The organism is Dyella dinghuensis (assembly GCF_003977615.1).
GTDB classification, from domain to species: domain Bacteria; phylum Pseudomonadota; class Gammaproteobacteria; order Xanthomonadales; family Rhodanobacteraceae; genus Dyella_B; species Dyella_B dinghuensis.
Genome location: NZ_RYZR01000007.1, coordinates 621,601 through 636,785, shown reverse-complemented (window position 1 = coordinate 636,785; position 15,185 = coordinate 621,601). Strand labels below are relative to the sequence as shown.

The following is a 15,185-nucleotide window of genomic DNA, read 5'->3' as shown; positions in this document are numbered from 1 at the left end:
TTGCCTATTATTGCGTGTCTGCGGAGATCGCGCCTTGCGGCAGGATCAACATGGCATCGCCATAGGAGAAAAAGCGATAGCGCTCTTTCACCGCATGCTCGTACGCCGAAAGGATAAATTCCCGGCCGGCCAACGCGGAAATCAGCATCAATAACGTCGATTGCGGCAGATGGAAATTGGTGATCAGCCCGTCGACGCTGGTAATGCGGTAGCCCGGAAAAATGAAGATCTGCGTTTCGCCCGCAAAGGGACGCAATACACCATCTACCGTCGCGCTTTCCAGAGCGCGAACCACCGTCGTCCCCACCGCGATGACACGGCCGCCGTTCTTGCGCGTGCGATGGATTTGATCGATGAGCCCCGCACCCACATTGAGCCACTCGCGATGCATCTGATGATGCGACAGATCTTCCGCGCGCACCGGCTGAAAGGTTCCCGCACCGACGTGCAGCGTGATGTATCCGAAATCCATACCCTTGTCGCGCAATTGGGCAAGCATCTCATCGTCAAAATGCAAACCCGCCGTCGGCGCTGCCACGGCGCCAGGCTCGCGCGCATAGACCGTCTGATAACGCTCCATGTCGCTCGCATCCGCATTCCGCGAAATGTAGGGCGGCAACGGCATCTCGCCCAGTCGTTGCAGCAAACGCTCCAACGGTTCGGGCGATTCAAAGCGCAAGCGAAAAAAACTTTCATCGCGGCCAAGCACCGTGGCATGACTGCCATCGGCCAACACGATCACGCCGCCTTCTTTGGGCTTCTTGCTGACACCCAACTGCACGACCGCTTCGTGCGTGCCGGTCACGCGCTCGATCAGAATTTCAACCTGACCGCCACTCTCCTTGCGGCCATATAAGCGCGCCGGCAACACACGCGTGTCGTTGAACACCAGCAAGTCGCCCTTGCGCAGAAACGACACCAACTCGCTGAACTTGCGGTCCTGCCATGTGCGCACCGGCACGTCGAGCACCAGCAAACGACTGGCACTGCGCTTAGACAGCGGCGCCTGCGCAATCAGCTCGGGCGGCAGATCGAAATGGAAATCGGATTTCTTCAAAGTACGCGCTTCGTGACGGGTATAACACCGGTCATTATCGCATTCTTTGAGCTAGCCACCTGTACGGATGATTTAGAGCCAGCCCTTCTGGCGCGCCAGCCGATAGGCCTCGATACGATTAGCCGCACCCAGTTTTCCGATGGCTTCGGAAAGATAGTTGCGCACCGTGCCGTGGGAGAGGTTGAGTTTCGTGGCGATGTCGCTGGCGGATTGACCTTCGCCAGCGAGGCGCAGCACTTGGCGTTCGCGGTCGTTGAGGGGATCGGCTTCGGACCACGCTTCCAGTGCCAGCTGTGGATCGATGGAGCGTCCGCCGCGATGCACGGTGCGTAGTGCTTCTGCAAGATTTTCGGCGGGCGCATCTTTGAGCAGATAACCGGAGACACCCGAATCAAGTGCGCGGCGCAGGAAACCGGGACGTGCAAACGTCGTGACAATGATGGACTTCACCGGCAATTCGTAGCGCTGGATACGCTGCACCAGTTCAAGTCCCGTGATGCCGGGCATTTCGATATCCGTCACAAGTACATCCGGCTTCAACCGTTGCACTTCGCGCCACGCTGCCTCGCCGTCGGATGCGGTGCCCAAAACTTCGATATCTGACTCGAGATTGAGCAATGCCGACAACGCGCCACGTACCATTGCCTGATCTTCGGCCAACAGCACCCGAATCATGCGGCACCTCGCGCGAGATCATCCGGTGCTGGGTCCGCTGCTGCGGCGACATCCTGTTGCAGTCGACGTTTTGCGCCAAGCGGAACGCTAACGTTGAGCTTTGTTCCGCGCTTGGGCGGCGATTCAATGGAAAGCGTTCCACCCAGCGCGCAGATGCGCTCACGCATGCCGCTGATGCCGTTTCCTTCCGTGCCTTGCCCACCGCGTCCGTTGTCGCAAATCTGCATGGTTAGCTTTTCCGGTGTTGATTCAAATCGCACAGATGCCTGTGTGGCACCTGCATGACGATGGATGTTCGTCACGGCTTCGCGGATGACGAGTGCCAGACCGCGCTCGACATCCACAGGCAACGACACCGGCAACGCACCGTAATCCAGATGCACGGCAGACGATTCCAGCAGCAGGCGTGCCGATGCCAATTCCGCCGCCAGATCCGTGGCGCGAATGCCGGTCACCGCCGACCGAACTTCGGCCAGCGCGTGACGCGCGACGTTTTCCGCCTCGGTGAGTTCACGAAGTGCGCTTTCGGAATCGCGATCGAATAACTTGCGCGACAACTCGAGCTTGAGCGTAATCAACGAGAGTGTGTGCCCGAGAAGATCGTGCAGGTCGCGGCCAATTCGCTCGCGCTCGGCGGTCGCTGCAAGGCGCCGCACCTCGTCTTGTGACAATTTCAGTGCTGCGTTTTTCTTGGAACTATTGATGCCAACGGTAATCACGCCATTGATGATGGCGACCATGACAAGCAGATAGAGGATCATCTGCCAGGGCAGATGATTGGAAGCCGCCGCCGCTGCGAAGATCGCGCTCATCGCGATCACGTTCGCCAGATAGAACTGCCAACCCCGCGTACAAGCACGAACCATGACCGTGCCAAAGACGAAATAACAGCACCCGGCTCCGGCGTTGAACGGCAACATCACGAAACCGAGCAGCGCAATACACCACGCATAGAGGTAAACAGACCGCTGTGGGCGAACGATGCATGACGCATAGAGAAGCAGAAAGATGGGATACGAAATCCCGACGGTGACGAACCACCTCTGCGTGAACCCCTTGTCGAACAGCGGATCAAAAAAGATCCATACCGACCACAACAGGTGAATGGCATCGGTCCAGGGGTTGTGCCCTTTGCGGATATTCTCGGCGGCTTCCGAATCCGGTGTCGGCTTTAGCCATGCGGGCACGGGTAGCGAGAAAGACATGGTTTGGACACCCCACCGGATCCGGACAGATGCCATCGTACGTCAACCTACGCGACGCAGGCGACGCGCTGCGATGAAAAAGCACACCAGCGCAAAGCCGATCAACACGGCTATATCGCCCATAACCGGCCCTTGATCCATATTCAGCGCGGCCAAGGCGACGCGGTGCAGGTGATAGCTCGGCCAGATCGGTGCGATCTGCTGTAACGCACCGGGCAGTTGATTCATCGGCACCCATAGCCCTGACAGGAAGGACATCGGCAGATAGACCAGGTTGAGCAAGCCCGGCGCGCCCTGCCCCTTGATCAGCGTACCCACCAGCATGCCCAGCGCACAGAACGGCAGTACACCCAGCACCCCGGTCAGCAACAACATACCCGCTTGCTGCGCTGTCAGCGCTACGTGCGCCATCGTCACGCTCATGATGAGCAGCAATACGATAACCACCGCAGCAGCGAGCATCGCCATCAGCATCTTGCCGAGCAGATAAGCACCGGGCGGCATCGGCAATGCGCGCTTGTAAGTGAGCAGACCGCCGTCGCGTTCCAGTGCGAGCGATATGCCGAAGCCAAACAGGCCCGGACTCATCAGGCCGAACACGCCGTAACTGGCAAGCAGATAACGCGCAACATCCGCTCCTTCGTGCTTCGCCATGACGATGCCGAACAGCAGATAGAACATCGTCGGGAACAGCATGATCGGCAACATGAAACCGGGGTTGCGCAGATAACGCAGGCATTCGCTACGCGCTTCGGCCAGGTAGGCACCGAACACTCGGCGCGTGCTCATGACTTTGGGCGTGGCGACGCTGGATGTTGCAGGGATCGATACGGCGTTCATCACGCAGCCTCCTGTTCGATCAAATTGTCTTCGCGGGTCAGTTCGGTAAAGGCATCGGCAAGTCCGGCACGCTGCACTTCCAGTTCGCTCAGCGACGTGTCTGCTTCCAACATGCGGCGCAAAACGTTTTCTGCGGCGCTGGTGCTGATATGCATGCGCGACCCCTCCCGTTCGGCGGTTGCCACGTTCGGCCATTGCGCGATGAGCCCGGCATCGAGATCGGTGACGCAACGAATGCGTGTCAGCGGAACATGCGAACGCAAGGCATCGACACTGCCTTCGGTCAGCACGCGTCCCTTACCCATCACCACGACACGCTGTGCAAGCGCCTCCGCTTCTTCCAGGTAATGCGTGGTCAACACCACCGAACAACCTTCGGCAACGAGCGCACGCATGGCTGCCCAAAGTTTGCGGCGGCTGTCGATATCCATACCGACCGTAGGTTCATCCAGAAACAGCAACTCCGGCCGCCCGCACAACGCGAGTGCGAATTGCACGCGTCGCTGCTGGCCGCCTGACAGCTTGCCGTAAGGCCGCAGCAGCAGGTCGCCGACACCCGCGAGCGCGGCGCTCTCTTCCAGAGGGCGTGGGTCGGGGTAATAGCTGGAGACGAGGCGAAGCAGTTCGCCCACGCGCAGCGTCACGGGAAGCATCGCCGACTGCAGCATGACGCCAATGCGGCGGCGCGCATCGATCTGCTGGGGGTCCATACCGAACAATTCGGCGCGGCCACCATCGGGCCGGATCAGGCCCAGCAGCAGGCTGATACTGGTGCTTTTGCCGGCCCCGTTGGGTCCCAGCACGGCCAAGAGTTCGCCGCGGCGCAGCACAAGATCCACACCATCCAGGGCGGTAAGGGAGCCGTAACGCTTTACGGCGCCGGACAAACGGGCAACAACGTCAGATGCAGGGTTCATGGTGGTCCTCCTTGCATTGCAGCGTAGGCAATACAAGGGCTTGCCCCCAGTTGACCTCGTCAGGCATCGGGCATGACAGCCGTCATCCGGGGGTACCGGCGACCCCTGCCCGCAGGTTATCCTGATAGGCGACGCCAGCGGTTTCCCCACACGCGGCGAGTGCGACCGGGCGCTGCCCGCGGGCCTTCAGGTGCCCTTCCCGCACGCAATACATCTGTCGGCCTGCTTCGCGCTGGGTGCGAGGCGCTGACAAGATTCGAGGAGAGTAGTCATGGGTGTGATCGATCAGCTGCGCGAATTGCGCGAATTTGGCGGCAAGCCGCGGACCACCGGCCTGGACGACGCCACTATCGAGCGTATGGCCGCTGTTGACCCTCAGCTCGGCAAGGCGATTGCTGAAGCGGTCACGCGCCATCATGAACTGCGCGCCGAATTCGGCGATTTCCTCAAGCTCGACGAATCGGAACAGCTGACACGCGCGCTGGACGGTTTCGTCAATTTCTATCCTGACGATGCGATCAATCCGTACTTGCCTGCGACCGCACGCGGTCCGTGGGTTGTCACGCTGAAAGGCGCGGTCGTGCACGACAACGGCGGCTACGGCATGCTGGGTTTCGGTCACAACAATGAAGCGATCGACGCCGCACTCGCGCGTCCGCAGGTGATGGCCAATGTGATGACGCCGAGCGTGTCGCAGATGCGTTTCACGCAGGCGCTCAATCGCGAGCTGGGCCGCAACCGCGACAGCAATCCGTATGTGCGTTATCTGTGCCTGAATTCGGGCTCGGAATCCGTGGGCCTGGCGTGCCGCATCGCAGACGTCAATGCGAAGTTGATGACCGATGCCGGTGGCCGCTATGCCGGCCGCACGATCAAGCGTGTTGCTGTCAAAGGCGCGTTCCATGGTCGCACCGACAAACCGGCGCTCTATTCCGATTCGTCGCGCCGCACGTATCAACAGCATCTGGCCAGCTATCGTCATGAAGACACCTTGCTGACGGTTGCGCCGTACGACGTTCAGCAGCTTGAAGCCGTGTTCGCCGATGCCGACAAGCATGGTTGGTTTATCGAAGCGTTGTTCCTCGAACCGGTGATGGGCGAAGGCGATCCTGGCCGCGCCGTGACGCCTGCGTTCTATCAGGCTGCGCGTCAGCTCACCGAATCGCACGGTTCGCTGATGCTGGTCGACTCCATCCAGGCCGGCTTGCGCGCGCATGGCGTGCTGTCGATCATCGATTATCCCAGTTTCGAAAAGCTCGCGCCGCCGGATATGGAGACGTTCTCCAAGGCGCTCAACGCGGGTCAGTATCCGCTGTCCGTGCTTGCAGTGACTGAGCGCACGGCATCGCTGTACCGCAAGGGCATCTATGGCAACACGATGACCTCGAACCCGCGTTCTCTCGATGTCGCGCTGGCCACGCTCGATCAGCTGACGGACGACGTGCGCGCCAATATTCGCGTACGCGGCAAGGAATTCGTCGACAAGCTCAACACGCTGAAAGACGAGCTCGGTGGCCTGATCACCAAGGTGCAGGGAACGGGCCTGCTGTTCTCGTGCGAGCTGGCGCCGCAGTTCAAGTGCTACGGCGCAGGTTCCACCGAAGAGTATCTGCGCGAACGCGGCATCGGCGTGATTCACGGCGGCGTCAATTCGTTGCGCTTTACCCCGCACTTCAATATCACCAGCACGGAAGTGGACATGGTCATTGCCCATGTGCGCCACGCCCTGCTGGAAGGCCCCCGCAAAAGCGAAGCCCGGGCAGCCTGAGTTGCCATAACCCATCACGGCCGGGCAATCCGGCCGTGATGTTTTACACGTAAGTTGTCGAATTGGTAGCGGGACAGCTACCGCCCCGTCATCGTGTAGGCATAGACTTGCTCCGCCGGTAACCACCGGTCATATCTTCAGGAGGAAGCATCATGTCCATGCGTCTTAGCCTGTTCGCCGCCAGCGCTGTTCTGGCCCTCGCCACCACCGCCGCCTTCGCCGCACCGCAGAGCAGCAGCACATCCAGCACGGGTCATTCCACCAAGCTGGGTCAATGCAGCCATGCGAACGCGGGCAAGACGGGTGCTGACTACAAGACCGCCGTCAGCAACTGCATGAATGGCACGTCCAGCAGCGCCGCGGCTGATACGTCATCGAGCGGCAAAAAGCTCACCCCCTCGCAGCAGAAGATGGCTGATTGCAGCCACGCCGCGAAGGGCAAAACCGGCGCCGACTACAAGAGTGCCGTCAGCTCGTGCATGAAGAGCCCATAAGGGTCGCTGTACGCTAGAGGTTCCAGGGCGTCGCCATCATAGGCGGCGCCCTTTTCATTTGCGGCTATGCTTGCGCGACATCCCCACCAAGCGCGCTTCCCATGAAGATCGTCGAAGTTCGTCATCCGCTGATTCAGCACAAACTCGGCCTGATGCGCCGCGCCGGCATCAGCACGAAGGAATTTCGTGAGCTGGCATCCGAAGTGGGATCACTACTGACTTACGAAGCAACCAAGGATCTGGAGACCGTCGAAGCACAGATCGAAGGTTGGGCGGGGCCTGTGCGCGTGCAGCAGATCAAGGGCAAGAAGATCACGATCGTACCGATTCTGCGTGCAGGATTGGGCATGTTGCCGGGTGTGCTTGAGTTGATACCGGCGGCGAAGGTCAGCGTCGTTGGCTTGCAGCGCAACGAGCAAACGCTTGAGCCAATGACGTACTACGAAAAGCTGACGGGGCGCATGGATGAACGCATTGCGCTGATTGTTGATCCGATGCTGGCGACGGCGGGGACGTTGGTTGCGACGGTGGATATGCTCAAGGCCGCTGGGTGCAAACGGATCAAGGGTCTATTTCTGGTTGCGGCGCCGGAAGGTCTCAAACGGATTGAGGCGGCGCATCCGGATGTTGAGATCTATACCGCGTCGATCGATGAGCGGCTCAATGAGCACGGCTACATTTTGCCTGGCCTTGGCGACGCGGGTGACAAGATATTTGGCACAAAGCAGTTGCCTGCCGCAGATTGAGACACAGCACTTCCGCCAAAACACCCCCAATCGCCTCACCGTCATTCCGGCGAAGGCCGGAATCCAGTGGCGTTATCGCTAAAGCAACACCTCATCACCCGGGCGCCCGTTGTGAAGGTGCATCGCCCGGCGATAAGGCTCGGTTCTATACCGACGACACTGGATTCCGGCCTTCGCCGGAATGACGGCGAGGGGAATCTGACTAGCGCCGTGCAAATCGGTCTGTGGCTTCGATCAGCTCGTGCGCAATACCCGGCTCGAACGCAGAATGCCCCGCATCCTGCACGACACGCAGATCCGCTTCCGGCCACGCACGGTGCAGATCCCACGCACTACGCATCGGGCACACCACGTCGTAGCGGCCCTGCACGATCACCGCGGGAATCTTGCGAATTCGATCGACATTGCGCAGCAGCTGATCGTCGTGCTCGAAGAAACCGCCGTTGACGAAATAGTGGCATTCAATACGCGCGAACGCCAAGGCAAATTCATCCTCACCGCTGCTGCTGATAAACGCGTCGTCCTGATACAGGAAACTCGTCGCACCCTCCCAGATAGACCAAGCACGTGCCGCATCCAATCGCGTTTTTGCATCGGAGCTGGTCAGTCGACGGTGGTAGGCACTCATCAAATCGCCGCGTTCGACTTCGGGAATGGCAGCGATATACGTTTCCCACGCATCGGGATACAGCGCATCGCAGCCCTTCTGATAGAACCATTCCAACTCCCAGCGGCGCAGCATGAAGATGCCGCGAAGCACCAGCTCCGTGACCTTGTCCGGATGCGTCTGCGCGTAGGCCAGCGCCAGCGTCGAACCCCATGAACCACCGAACACCTGCCAACTTGCGATACCAAGATGCTCGCGCACACGTTCGATGTCGGAAACCAGATGCCACGTGGTGTTATCGGTCAGCTCCGCATGCGGCGTGGATTTACCGCAGCCACGCTGATCGAACAACACAATGCGGTAAACCGCCGGATCGAAAAATCGACGGCACTTCGGGTTGGTCCCGCCACCCGGGCCGCCATGCAGAAACACGACGGGCTTGCCGTTCGGATTGCCGCTTTGCTCGTAATACAGCGTGTGCAGCTCGGAGACTTTCAGGAAACCGCTGTCATACGGTTCGGTCTCGGGATACAACGAGCGGTGTTCGTGCGACATGTCCTTAAAACCCGTGGTTTGGGAAGCACATGGTAAAGGCGAAAAGCTGTACTGCCCAAGTCCGCAAACTGTGGCGCATGGCGCAACTCCGCCTTAAGCGAAGAGCTTCCCCGGATTGAGAATGCCCAGTGGGTCGAAAACCTGACGAATCCCTCGCATCAACGCAATTTCCGCCGGGCTGCGCGTGCTCTCCAAATAGGCGCGCTTGACCAGACCGATGCCGTGCTCGGCTGAAATACTGCCGCCATGTTTATGCAAGGTGTCCGCCAGCAGTTTGGTGACGTGCTCGCACTGCGCGATGAAATCCGCATCGGACAGCGACTCCGGCTTCAGCACGTTGATGTGCAGGTTGCCGTCGCCGATATGACCAAACCACACGACGTCGATATGCGGATATTCGCGCGCGAGCAACGTCTGGATATCGTGAAGAAATACCGGCAGTGCACCGATACGCACAGAGACATCGTTCTTGTAGGGCTTGTGAGGCGCCAGGCTTTCGGTAATACCTTCGCGCAAACGCCATAACGCGGCCGCCTGTGCATCGCTTTGCGCAAGCACCCCGTCGCTGATCCAACCCTGTTCCACGCCGTGCTCGAACGCGGCCAGTGCAGCGTCCTGCGTTTTTTCATCGGGCGATTCGAATTCGGTCACCACGTAATACGGATGATCGCCATCGATAGCGCGCTGCGCGCCGTGCGCCAGCACATGCTTCAAGGCAACATCGGTAAAAAACTCGAAAGCCTGCAACGACAGTCGCGAACGAAACAGTGCGAAGACATCCATCAGCGCATCCATCGTCGGCAATGCCAGCAACATCACTTGCGATGTGGGGGGCGGATCGGTCAATCGCAACGTCGCTTCCACCACAATGCCCAGCGTGCCTTCCGAACCAATCATCAGTTGACGCAAATCGTAGCCGCTGGAGTTTTTGATCAGGCCGCGATTGAGATCGAGTAACTCGCCGTTGCCCGCCACCACTTTCAGACCCGCGATCCACTCGCGCGTGTTGCCATAACGGATCACACGAATGCCGCCGGCATTGGTGGCGATATTGCCGCCGATCGAACAGGAACCACGCGCCGCGAAGTCCACCGGATAGAGCAGGCCATGTTCGCGTGCAGCACCATGCACCGCTTCCAGCGCGATGCCGGGCTGCACCGTCAGCGTGCGATCCACGGCGTCGAAACCCAGCACGCGATTCATGCGCTCCAGACTGAGCACCAGCTCGCCATTGGCGGCCACCGCCCCGCCCGACAACCCTGTACGGCCGCCCGACGGCACGATGGCGACGTTGTGCTCGTTGGCCCAGCGCACGATGCCCTGCACCTCGTCGCTGGACGCCGGTAGCGCGATGGCCCGTGGGGCAGGTGTCCAGCGCCGGGTCCAGTCGCGGCCGTAATGCTCCAGATCGCCGGGCTCGGAAAGCAGGCGCAACTGGGGTAAACGGCGGGCGAGATCGACGATGGCGTGATCGGTCATGACAGCTCCGTGGTGAAGCTCCCAGCCTGCCAGCGCATGGCGTAAACGTCTAGTGCTGCATCGCGGCAAAATCTGGCATAGTGTTTGGACATCCAAATACCCGGCCCCCATGAAAACCTCGTACCCCAAGCAAGACATCAAGGTGCTGTTGCTCGAAGGCGTCAGTCGTACCGCTGTGGATACCTTTCAGCGCGCGGGTTATAGCCAGATCGACTATCACACCAAATCCTTGCCGGACGACGAGTTGAAAGCGCGCATCGCTGACGCACATATCATCGGTATCCGCTCGCGCACTCATCTGACCGCTGACGTGCTGGAACACGCCAAGCGTCTTATCGCGATCGGGTGTTACTGCATCGGCACCAATCAGGTGGATCTTGCCTCGGCACAACGCGCTGGCATTCCCGTCTTCAATGCGCCCTACTCCAACACCCGCAGCGTGGCGGAGCTGGTGATTGCCGAAGCCATCATGCTGCTGCGTGGCATTCCTTCCAAAAACGCGTTGTGTCATCGCGGCGGCTGGACAAAGTCCGCTTCGGGCAGTTTTGAAGTGCGCGACAAAATCATCGGTATCGTTGGCTACGGTCACATTGGCACGCAGGTGGGCCTGCTTGCCGAAGGTCTGGGCATGCGCGTGATTTTCCACGATATCGAATCGAAGCTTTCGCTCGGCAATGCTCGCGCGGCGTCGAGCCTTGACGATTTGCTTGAGCGTGCCGATGTTGTCACGTTGCATGTCCCAGAAACCCCTTCCACCAAATTGATGATGGGACAGAGCGAGCTGGCAAAGATGCAGAAAGGTGCGGTGCTCATCAATGCATCGCGTGGTACGGTCGTCGACATCGACGCATTGGCGGAAGCGCTGCGCAAAGAGCACATCGCTGGCGCCGCGATCGACGTGTTCCCGGTCGAACCCCAGGGCAACGACGATCCGTTCGTTTCACCGCTGATCGGCATGGATAACGTCATCCTTACGCCGCACATCGGCGGCAGCACGCTGGAAGCGCAGGACAACATCGGCATCGAAGTCGCCAGCAAGCTGGTGCGCTACAGCGATAACGGCTCGACGCTTTCGGCAGTGAACTTCCCGGAAGTGACATTGCCCGAGCATCCGCGCAGTCGTCGCCTGCTGCATATTCACCGCAACGTGCCGGGCGTGCTTTCCCGCATCAACGAATTGTTCTCGGCCGGCAACATGAACATCGATGCGCAGTTCCTGCAGACGAATGCCGAAGTGGGCTATGTCGTTATCGATGTTTCGGCCGATGAAAATCAGGCGGGCTCTCTGCGAGACAAGCTAGCGGCTATCCCCGGCACCCTGCGCACGCGCGTGCTTTATTGATCGAGCCAATCTCTTCGCGGGCTGATACGCGCACCATTTAACAAATCGAAAGACTCAAAAACCCGCCGAAAAGGCGGGTTTTTTGCTGTCATATTCAAGCGAACCCGTTTTATTGCCGATAGATGACCTACCTATGTCGGCTTTTTTATTACGGCAACTCCATGACTTTTCGATTTCGCGACTTACGTATTGCTTTTCGCCTGGCACTGCTGGGTGTGTTGATGCTCGCCGCAACCGTGACCGTGGGTTACGGCGGCTGGCGCGGACTTTCACGCACGCATGATCTTCAAGTGCGCTCTACCGCAACCTCGTCTGCTTATGCTTCCGCCGTCGACACGGCGCGTGTTGCGCAGGTCGATTTCAAAAAGCAGGTACAGGAGTGGAAAGACCTTCTGCTGCGCGGTGCCGATCCGGATAGCTTCAAGAAATATCACGATGCCTTCGTTGAACAAAGCAACGCGGTGAATACCGATCTGGCGAACCTGAAAGGGCAAATGAGTGCGCTCGGCATCGATACCAAAGATGCCGATGCCGCGATGGCTACACACGCCGAACTTGGAACGAAATATCTCGACGCCATTCAGCATTACGATGCAAAAGACGAGAAGAGCGTGCATGTCGTCGATGGCCTGGTAGCAGGCATCGATCGTGCGCCAACAACCGCGATCGACGGCCTCGTCGCGAACATGAAGAAAGATGCTGCCGCGGCGTCGAAACGCATCGATGATGAAAGTGTGCAGGCATTCCATGATGCTTGCGTACTGCTTGTCAGCGTCGCGCTTTGCGCGCTCGTCACCGGCGGCATTTTCATCTGGTTGCTGGCGTACAGCATCACCGCGCCGATCAGTCGCGCCGTGAAAGTGGCGCAGGCCGTAGCGGAAGGAAATCTCTCCACGGAAGTCATTGTCGACAGCCGTGATGAAACGGGCAAGTTACTGACAGCGCTCGGTGTGATGAATGGCCAGCTGCGCGACGTGGTCAACACGATTCGTGTCGGTTCGACCGAAATCTCGACGTCGACGAAACAAATCGCCAGCGGCAACCAGGATCTTTCCGCACGCACCAGCGAACAGGCCGCTGCGCTGGAAGAAACGGCGGCGTCCATGCAGGAGTTCACCGATAGCGTGAATGCCAACGCGCGCCGCGCTCACGAAGCAAGCTCGCTGGCCGAATCGGCATCGACCATCGCACGTCAGAGCAGTACGGCGATGACGGAAGCGGTTGGTGCGATGACGCAAGTTCAAAACGTCGCATCGCGCATTACCGAAATTACCGAAACCATGGATCGCATTGCGACGCAGACACATATCCTGGCACTGAACGCATCCGTGGAAGCCGCGCGCGCAGGCGAAGCCGGTAAAGGTTTCAATGTCGTGGCCGCGGAAGTCCAGTCGCTGGCTCGTAGTTCACGCACCGCGTCGCGCGAGATCCGCACGCTGATTGAAGAGTCGGTGACTATCATCGAAAGCGGCACGCAGATGATCGGCCGCGCGGAGTGGATGGTCAGCAAGTTGTCCGAAAGCGTCGATAACGTCGCGGAGACCGTCAGCTCTATCGCCACGCAAAGTCACGAACAGGCTGCCGGCATTCAACAGGTCAACCGCGCCGTTCGCCAGATGGATGAAGTGACGCAGAGCAACGCTGCGTTGGTCGAGGAAGCCGCAGCCGCCGCCGATACCGTGCAAGTGCGTGCGCGTTCGTTGGTGGACAGCGTGCAGTTCTTCAAAGTCGATGACGTCCAAGCCGACACGAGCATGGCCAAAGCCGCATGAGGCATCTGCACCGATCATCCCGACTCGCACCGGGATGATCGGTTAAGCACCTCTTATTTTGCTTTCTTGGTTGCCACACGGCGCTTTGTCGTTTTAGCCGTCTTGGCCGGCTTCGCCTTCGGTCCAGTCGATTTCTTCGCGGCGGGCTTACGGTGTTTATCTGCGGATTCGGGAGCATGCAAGGCGTGGCGTTGCTGGATACGCAATTCCTCGCGGAAGGCGTCAGCGTAGCTCTTCAATTCCGTTTTCTGCTTCGTGCTTGTGCCAGCGACACGCTCGATGTGTTTTTCCATCTGCCGCAGCAAATCGTAATCGTGATAGTCGCGGTACGGTTTCAGGTCCAGGTCGACAGGTACCTTGGTCAACCGCTCATCGCCGATCGCCTTGACGTACTTCTGCATGAAGCGGTCATACGCTTCCCATGTGATTTTCTGCGCGTGCACCGCAGCTTCTTCTGCGCGCGTGGCGATCTGATGCGCATGCAGATAGTGCAATCCAAGCTGGTCGATCAGCGTTTTCTCGACTTCTTCGTGCAGGATCAGAAAGCGATCCACTTCGATGGTGCGGCCGCGGAAGGTGAATGTCTTGGGCAGATGGCGATCGATGTAGATCGTCTTGCCGTCCTGGCTGTAGCCGGCGAGATACGGGATGTCATGATCGCGATCGAGCTTCTTGACGCGGCGCAGGATGGCGTCGAGCGCGCGATCGAGCATCAGCGAGGAGATGTACCAGTCCGGCGCTTTCAGTTTCTTGTGCGGGGCATTCGGGTGACAGGTGTTCGACGGCATCAGCGGATCTCCTATCGGCACGGTAAGAAGCAGTGCCGTTGAGACTAGCGCGTTGGTGCCACAGGTACATGTCCGTTTGACGAACAGCGGAAACGAAAAACGGCGCCGAGGCGCCGAACACCTGAAATAAAAAACGGCGCCAAGGCGCCGTTTTGCACTTTTCCGAATTGGTCGGGGCGGCGGGATTCGAACCCACGACCCTTTGCCCCCCAGGCAAATGCGCTACCAGGCTGCGCTACGCCCCGACTGTTCGGCAAAGAAAGAAATTGTAGCAGTTCGGATGTTGCCGCCGGTAGGGTTCAGCGGCGCAGCAGTGCCAGCACTTCTTCCAGCTCCATGCGTACCTGACGCACGATCTGATGGGACATGCTGGCTTCCATACGAGCCTGCGGGCCTTCCAGACGGGCGCGGGCGCCCGTGATGGTGAAACCCTCGTCGTACAGCAGGGAGCGGATCTGACGGATCATCAGCACGTCGTGGCGCTGGTAATACCGGCGATTGCCGCGGCGCTTGACCGGGTTCAGCGCAGGAAATTCCTGCTCCCAGTAACGAAGCACGTGCGGCTTCACACCGCAAAGATCGCTGACCTCACCGATGGTGAAGTAACGCTTCGCCGGTATGGCGGGCAGTTCGGTGTTATTCCCCTGATCCAGCATAGCCCTCAACTCGCACCTTGAGTTTCTGTCCTGGCCGGAACGTCACCACGCGGCGGGCGGAGATCGGAATCTCCTCGCCCGTCTTGGGATTACGCCCGGGTCGCTGGTTCTTCTTCCGCAGGTCGAAGTTGCCAAATCCCGACAGCTTGACCTGTTCGCCCCTTTCCAACGCTTCGCGGACCACCTCGAAATAGGCGTCCACGAATTCTTTTGCTTCACGTTTGTTAAGGCCCACCTCGAGGAAGAGGCGCTCGGCCATCTCCGCCTTTGTCAGCGCCGCCATC

General features: G+C 59.4%; 15 protein-coding genes and 1 tRNA gene. 5 read left to right on the top strand and 11 right to left on the bottom strand.

Annotated elements, in window-relative coordinates:
• Positions 1-7 precede the first annotated feature (7 nt).
• The 5 genes from queA to EKH79_RS16445 all read right to left on the bottom strand — a co-directional run bounded on the left by queA (position 8) and on the right by EKH79_RS16445 (position 4,694).
• Positions 8-1,057, bottom strand: coding sequence for a tRNA preQ1(34) S-adenosylmethionine ribosyltransferase-isomerase QueA (gene queA, locus EKH79_RS16465; RefSeq protein WP_126674902.1), 1,050 nt, complete (start codon positions 1,055-1,057; stop codon positions 8-10).
• Between the two features lie 72 nt (positions 1,058-1,129).
• Positions 1,130-1,732: a response regulator transcription factor gene (locus EKH79_RS16460; protein WP_126674901.1), complete on the bottom strand. Its 603-nt coding sequence runs from the start codon at positions 1,730-1,732 to the stop codon at positions 1,130-1,132.
• Positions 1,729-2,937: a sensor histidine kinase gene (locus tag EKH79_RS16455; protein ID WP_126674900.1), complete on the bottom strand. Its 1,209-nt coding sequence runs from the start codon at positions 2,935-2,937 to the stop codon at positions 1,729-1,731. The genes EKH79_RS16460 and EKH79_RS16455 overlap by 4 nt, the downstream gene beginning before the upstream one ends.
• 42 nt (positions 2,938-2,979) lie before the next feature.
• Positions 2,980-3,777 carry an ABC transporter permease gene (locus EKH79_RS16450; protein ID WP_233590363.1) on the bottom strand — a complete coding sequence of 266 codons (798 nt, stop codon included), beginning with the start codon at positions 3,775-3,777 and terminating at the stop codon, positions 2,980-2,982.
• Positions 3,777-4,694, bottom strand: a complete 918-nt coding sequence (locus EKH79_RS16445) for an ABC transporter ATP-binding protein (protein WP_126674898.1) — start codon at positions 4,692-4,694, stop codon at positions 3,777-3,779. The genes EKH79_RS16450 and EKH79_RS16445 overlap by 1 nt, the downstream gene beginning before the upstream one ends.
• 271 nt (positions 4,695-4,965) lie before the next feature.
• Between EKH79_RS16445 and EKH79_RS16440 the strand changes: the two genes are divergently transcribed.
• The 3 genes from EKH79_RS16440 to upp all read left to right on the top strand — a co-directional run bounded on the left by EKH79_RS16440 (position 4,966) and on the right by upp (position 7,702).
• Positions 4,966-6,462, top strand: coding sequence for an aminotransferase class III-fold pyridoxal phosphate-dependent enzyme (locus EKH79_RS16440; protein ID WP_126674897.1), 1,497 nt, complete (start codon positions 4,966-4,968; stop codon positions 6,460-6,462).
• A 152-nt stretch (positions 6,463-6,614) separates the two neighbouring features.
• Complete coding sequence (locus EKH79_RS16435) at positions 6,615-6,956, top strand: PsiF family protein (RefSeq protein ID WP_126674896.1); 342 nt, start codon at positions 6,615-6,617, stop codon at positions 6,954-6,956.
• Positions 6,957-7,057: 101 nt separating this feature from the next.
• Positions 7,058-7,702, top strand: coding sequence for a uracil phosphoribosyltransferase (gene upp, locus EKH79_RS16430; RefSeq protein ID WP_126674895.1), 645 nt, complete (start codon positions 7,058-7,060; stop codon positions 7,700-7,702).
• Between the two features lie 202 nt (positions 7,703-7,904).
• Here upp and pip read toward each other — a convergent pair whose 3' ends face one another.
• The gene (gene pip, locus EKH79_RS16425) at positions 7,905-8,864 is read right to left on the bottom strand and encodes a prolyl aminopeptidase (RefSeq protein WP_126674894.1); all 960 of its coding nucleotides are present in this window, start codon (positions 8,862-8,864) and stop codon (positions 7,905-7,907) included.
• A gap of 93 nt (positions 8,865-8,957) precedes the next feature.
• A complete protein-coding gene (locus EKH79_RS16420) occupies positions 8,958-10,343 on the bottom strand; it encodes an FAD-binding oxidoreductase (protein ID WP_126674893.1) in 1,386 nt (461 codons plus the stop codon).
• Positions 10,344-10,452: 109 nt separating this feature from the next.
• On the opposite strand from EKH79_RS16420, the gene serA reads away from it, so the two are divergent.
• Together serA and EKH79_RS16410 are read left to right on the top strand one after the other, a co-directional pair.
• Complete coding sequence (serA, locus tag EKH79_RS16415; RefSeq protein WP_126674892.1) at positions 10,453-11,685, top strand: phosphoglycerate dehydrogenase; 1,233 nt, start codon at positions 10,453-10,455, stop codon at positions 11,683-11,685.
• A 161-nt stretch (positions 11,686-11,846) separates the two neighbouring features.
• Positions 11,847-13,457: a methyl-accepting chemotaxis protein gene (locus EKH79_RS16410; RefSeq protein ID WP_126674891.1), complete on the top strand. Its 1,611-nt coding sequence runs from the start codon at positions 11,847-11,849 to the stop codon at positions 13,455-13,457.
• A gap of 53 nt (positions 13,458-13,510) precedes the next feature.
• Here EKH79_RS16410 and EKH79_RS16405 read toward each other — a convergent pair whose 3' ends face one another.
• The 4 genes from EKH79_RS16405 to ihfA all read right to left on the bottom strand — a co-directional run bounded on the left by EKH79_RS16405 (position 13,511) and on the right by ihfA (position 15,184).
• On the bottom strand, positions 13,511-14,245 hold the full coding sequence (locus EKH79_RS16405) for a hypothetical protein (protein WP_126674890.1): 735 nt from the start codon (positions 14,243-14,245) through the stop codon (positions 13,511-13,513).
• Positions 14,246-14,413: 168 nt separating this feature from the next.
• Positions 14,414-14,490, bottom strand: a tRNA-Pro gene (locus tag EKH79_RS16400).
• 54 nt (positions 14,491-14,544) lie between these two features.
• Complete coding sequence (locus tag EKH79_RS16395; protein WP_115477489.1) at positions 14,545-14,901, bottom strand: MerR family transcriptional regulator; 357 nt, start codon at positions 14,899-14,901, stop codon at positions 14,545-14,547.
• Positions 14,882-15,184 carry an integration host factor subunit alpha gene (gene ihfA, locus EKH79_RS16390; RefSeq protein ID WP_126674889.1) on the bottom strand — a complete coding sequence of 101 codons (303 nt, stop codon included), beginning with the start codon at positions 15,182-15,184 and terminating at the stop codon, positions 14,882-14,884. Before ihfA ends, EKH79_RS16395 begins: the two co-directional genes overlap by 20 nt.
• Position 15,185: the final 1 nt, after the last annotated feature.

What these genes read in the sequence shown, in the direction of transcription:
- pip (WP_126674894.1), bottom strand. Translation starts at nt 8,864, where the DNA reads ATGTCGCACGAACACCGCTCGTTGTATCCCGAGACCGAACCGTATGAC.
- ihfA (WP_126674889.1), bottom strand. Translation starts at nt 15,184, where the DNA reads ATGGCGGCGCTGACAAAGGCGGAGATGGCCGAGCGCCTCTTCCTCGAG.
- EKH79_RS16405 (WP_126674890.1), bottom strand. Translation starts at nt 14,245, where the DNA reads ATGCCGTCGAACACCTGTCACCCGAATGCCCCGCACAAGAAACTGAAA.
- upp (WP_126674895.1), top strand. Translation starts at nt 7,058, where the DNA reads ATGAAGATCGTCGAAGTTCGTCATCCGCTGATTCAGCACAAACTCGGC.
- EKH79_RS16440 (WP_126674897.1), top strand. Translation starts at nt 4,966, where the DNA reads ATGGGTGTGATCGATCAGCTGCGCGAATTGCGCGAATTTGGCGGCAAG.
- EKH79_RS16455 (WP_126674900.1), bottom strand. Translation starts at nt 2,937, where the DNA reads ATGTCTTTCTCGCTACCCGTGCCCGCATGGCTAAAGCCGACACCGGAT.
- serA (WP_126674892.1), top strand. Translation starts at nt 10,453, where the DNA reads ATGAAAACCTCGTACCCCAAGCAAGACATCAAGGTGCTGTTGCTCGAA.
- EKH79_RS16450 (WP_233590363.1), bottom strand. Translation starts at nt 3,777, where the DNA reads ATGAACGCCGTATCGATCCCTGCAACATCCAGCGTCGCCACGCCCAAA.
- EKH79_RS16460 (WP_126674901.1), bottom strand. Translation starts at nt 1,732, where the DNA reads ATGATTCGGGTGCTGTTGGCCGAAGATCAGGCAATGGTACGTGGCGCG.
- EKH79_RS16395 (WP_115477489.1), bottom strand. Translation starts at nt 14,901, where the DNA reads ATGCTGGATCAGGGGAATAACACCGAACTGCCCGCCATACCGGCGAAG.
- EKH79_RS16445 (WP_126674898.1), bottom strand. Translation starts at nt 4,694, where the DNA reads ATGAACCCTGCATCTGACGTTGTTGCCCGTTTGTCCGGCGCCGTAAAG.
- EKH79_RS16420 (WP_126674893.1), bottom strand. Translation starts at nt 10,343, where the DNA reads ATGACCGATCACGCCATCGTCGATCTCGCCCGCCGTTTACCCCAGTTG.
- EKH79_RS16435 (WP_126674896.1), top strand. Translation starts at nt 6,615, where the DNA reads ATGTCCATGCGTCTTAGCCTGTTCGCCGCCAGCGCTGTTCTGGCCCTC.
- EKH79_RS16410 (WP_126674891.1), top strand. Translation starts at nt 11,847, where the DNA reads ATGACTTTTCGATTTCGCGACTTACGTATTGCTTTTCGCCTGGCACTG.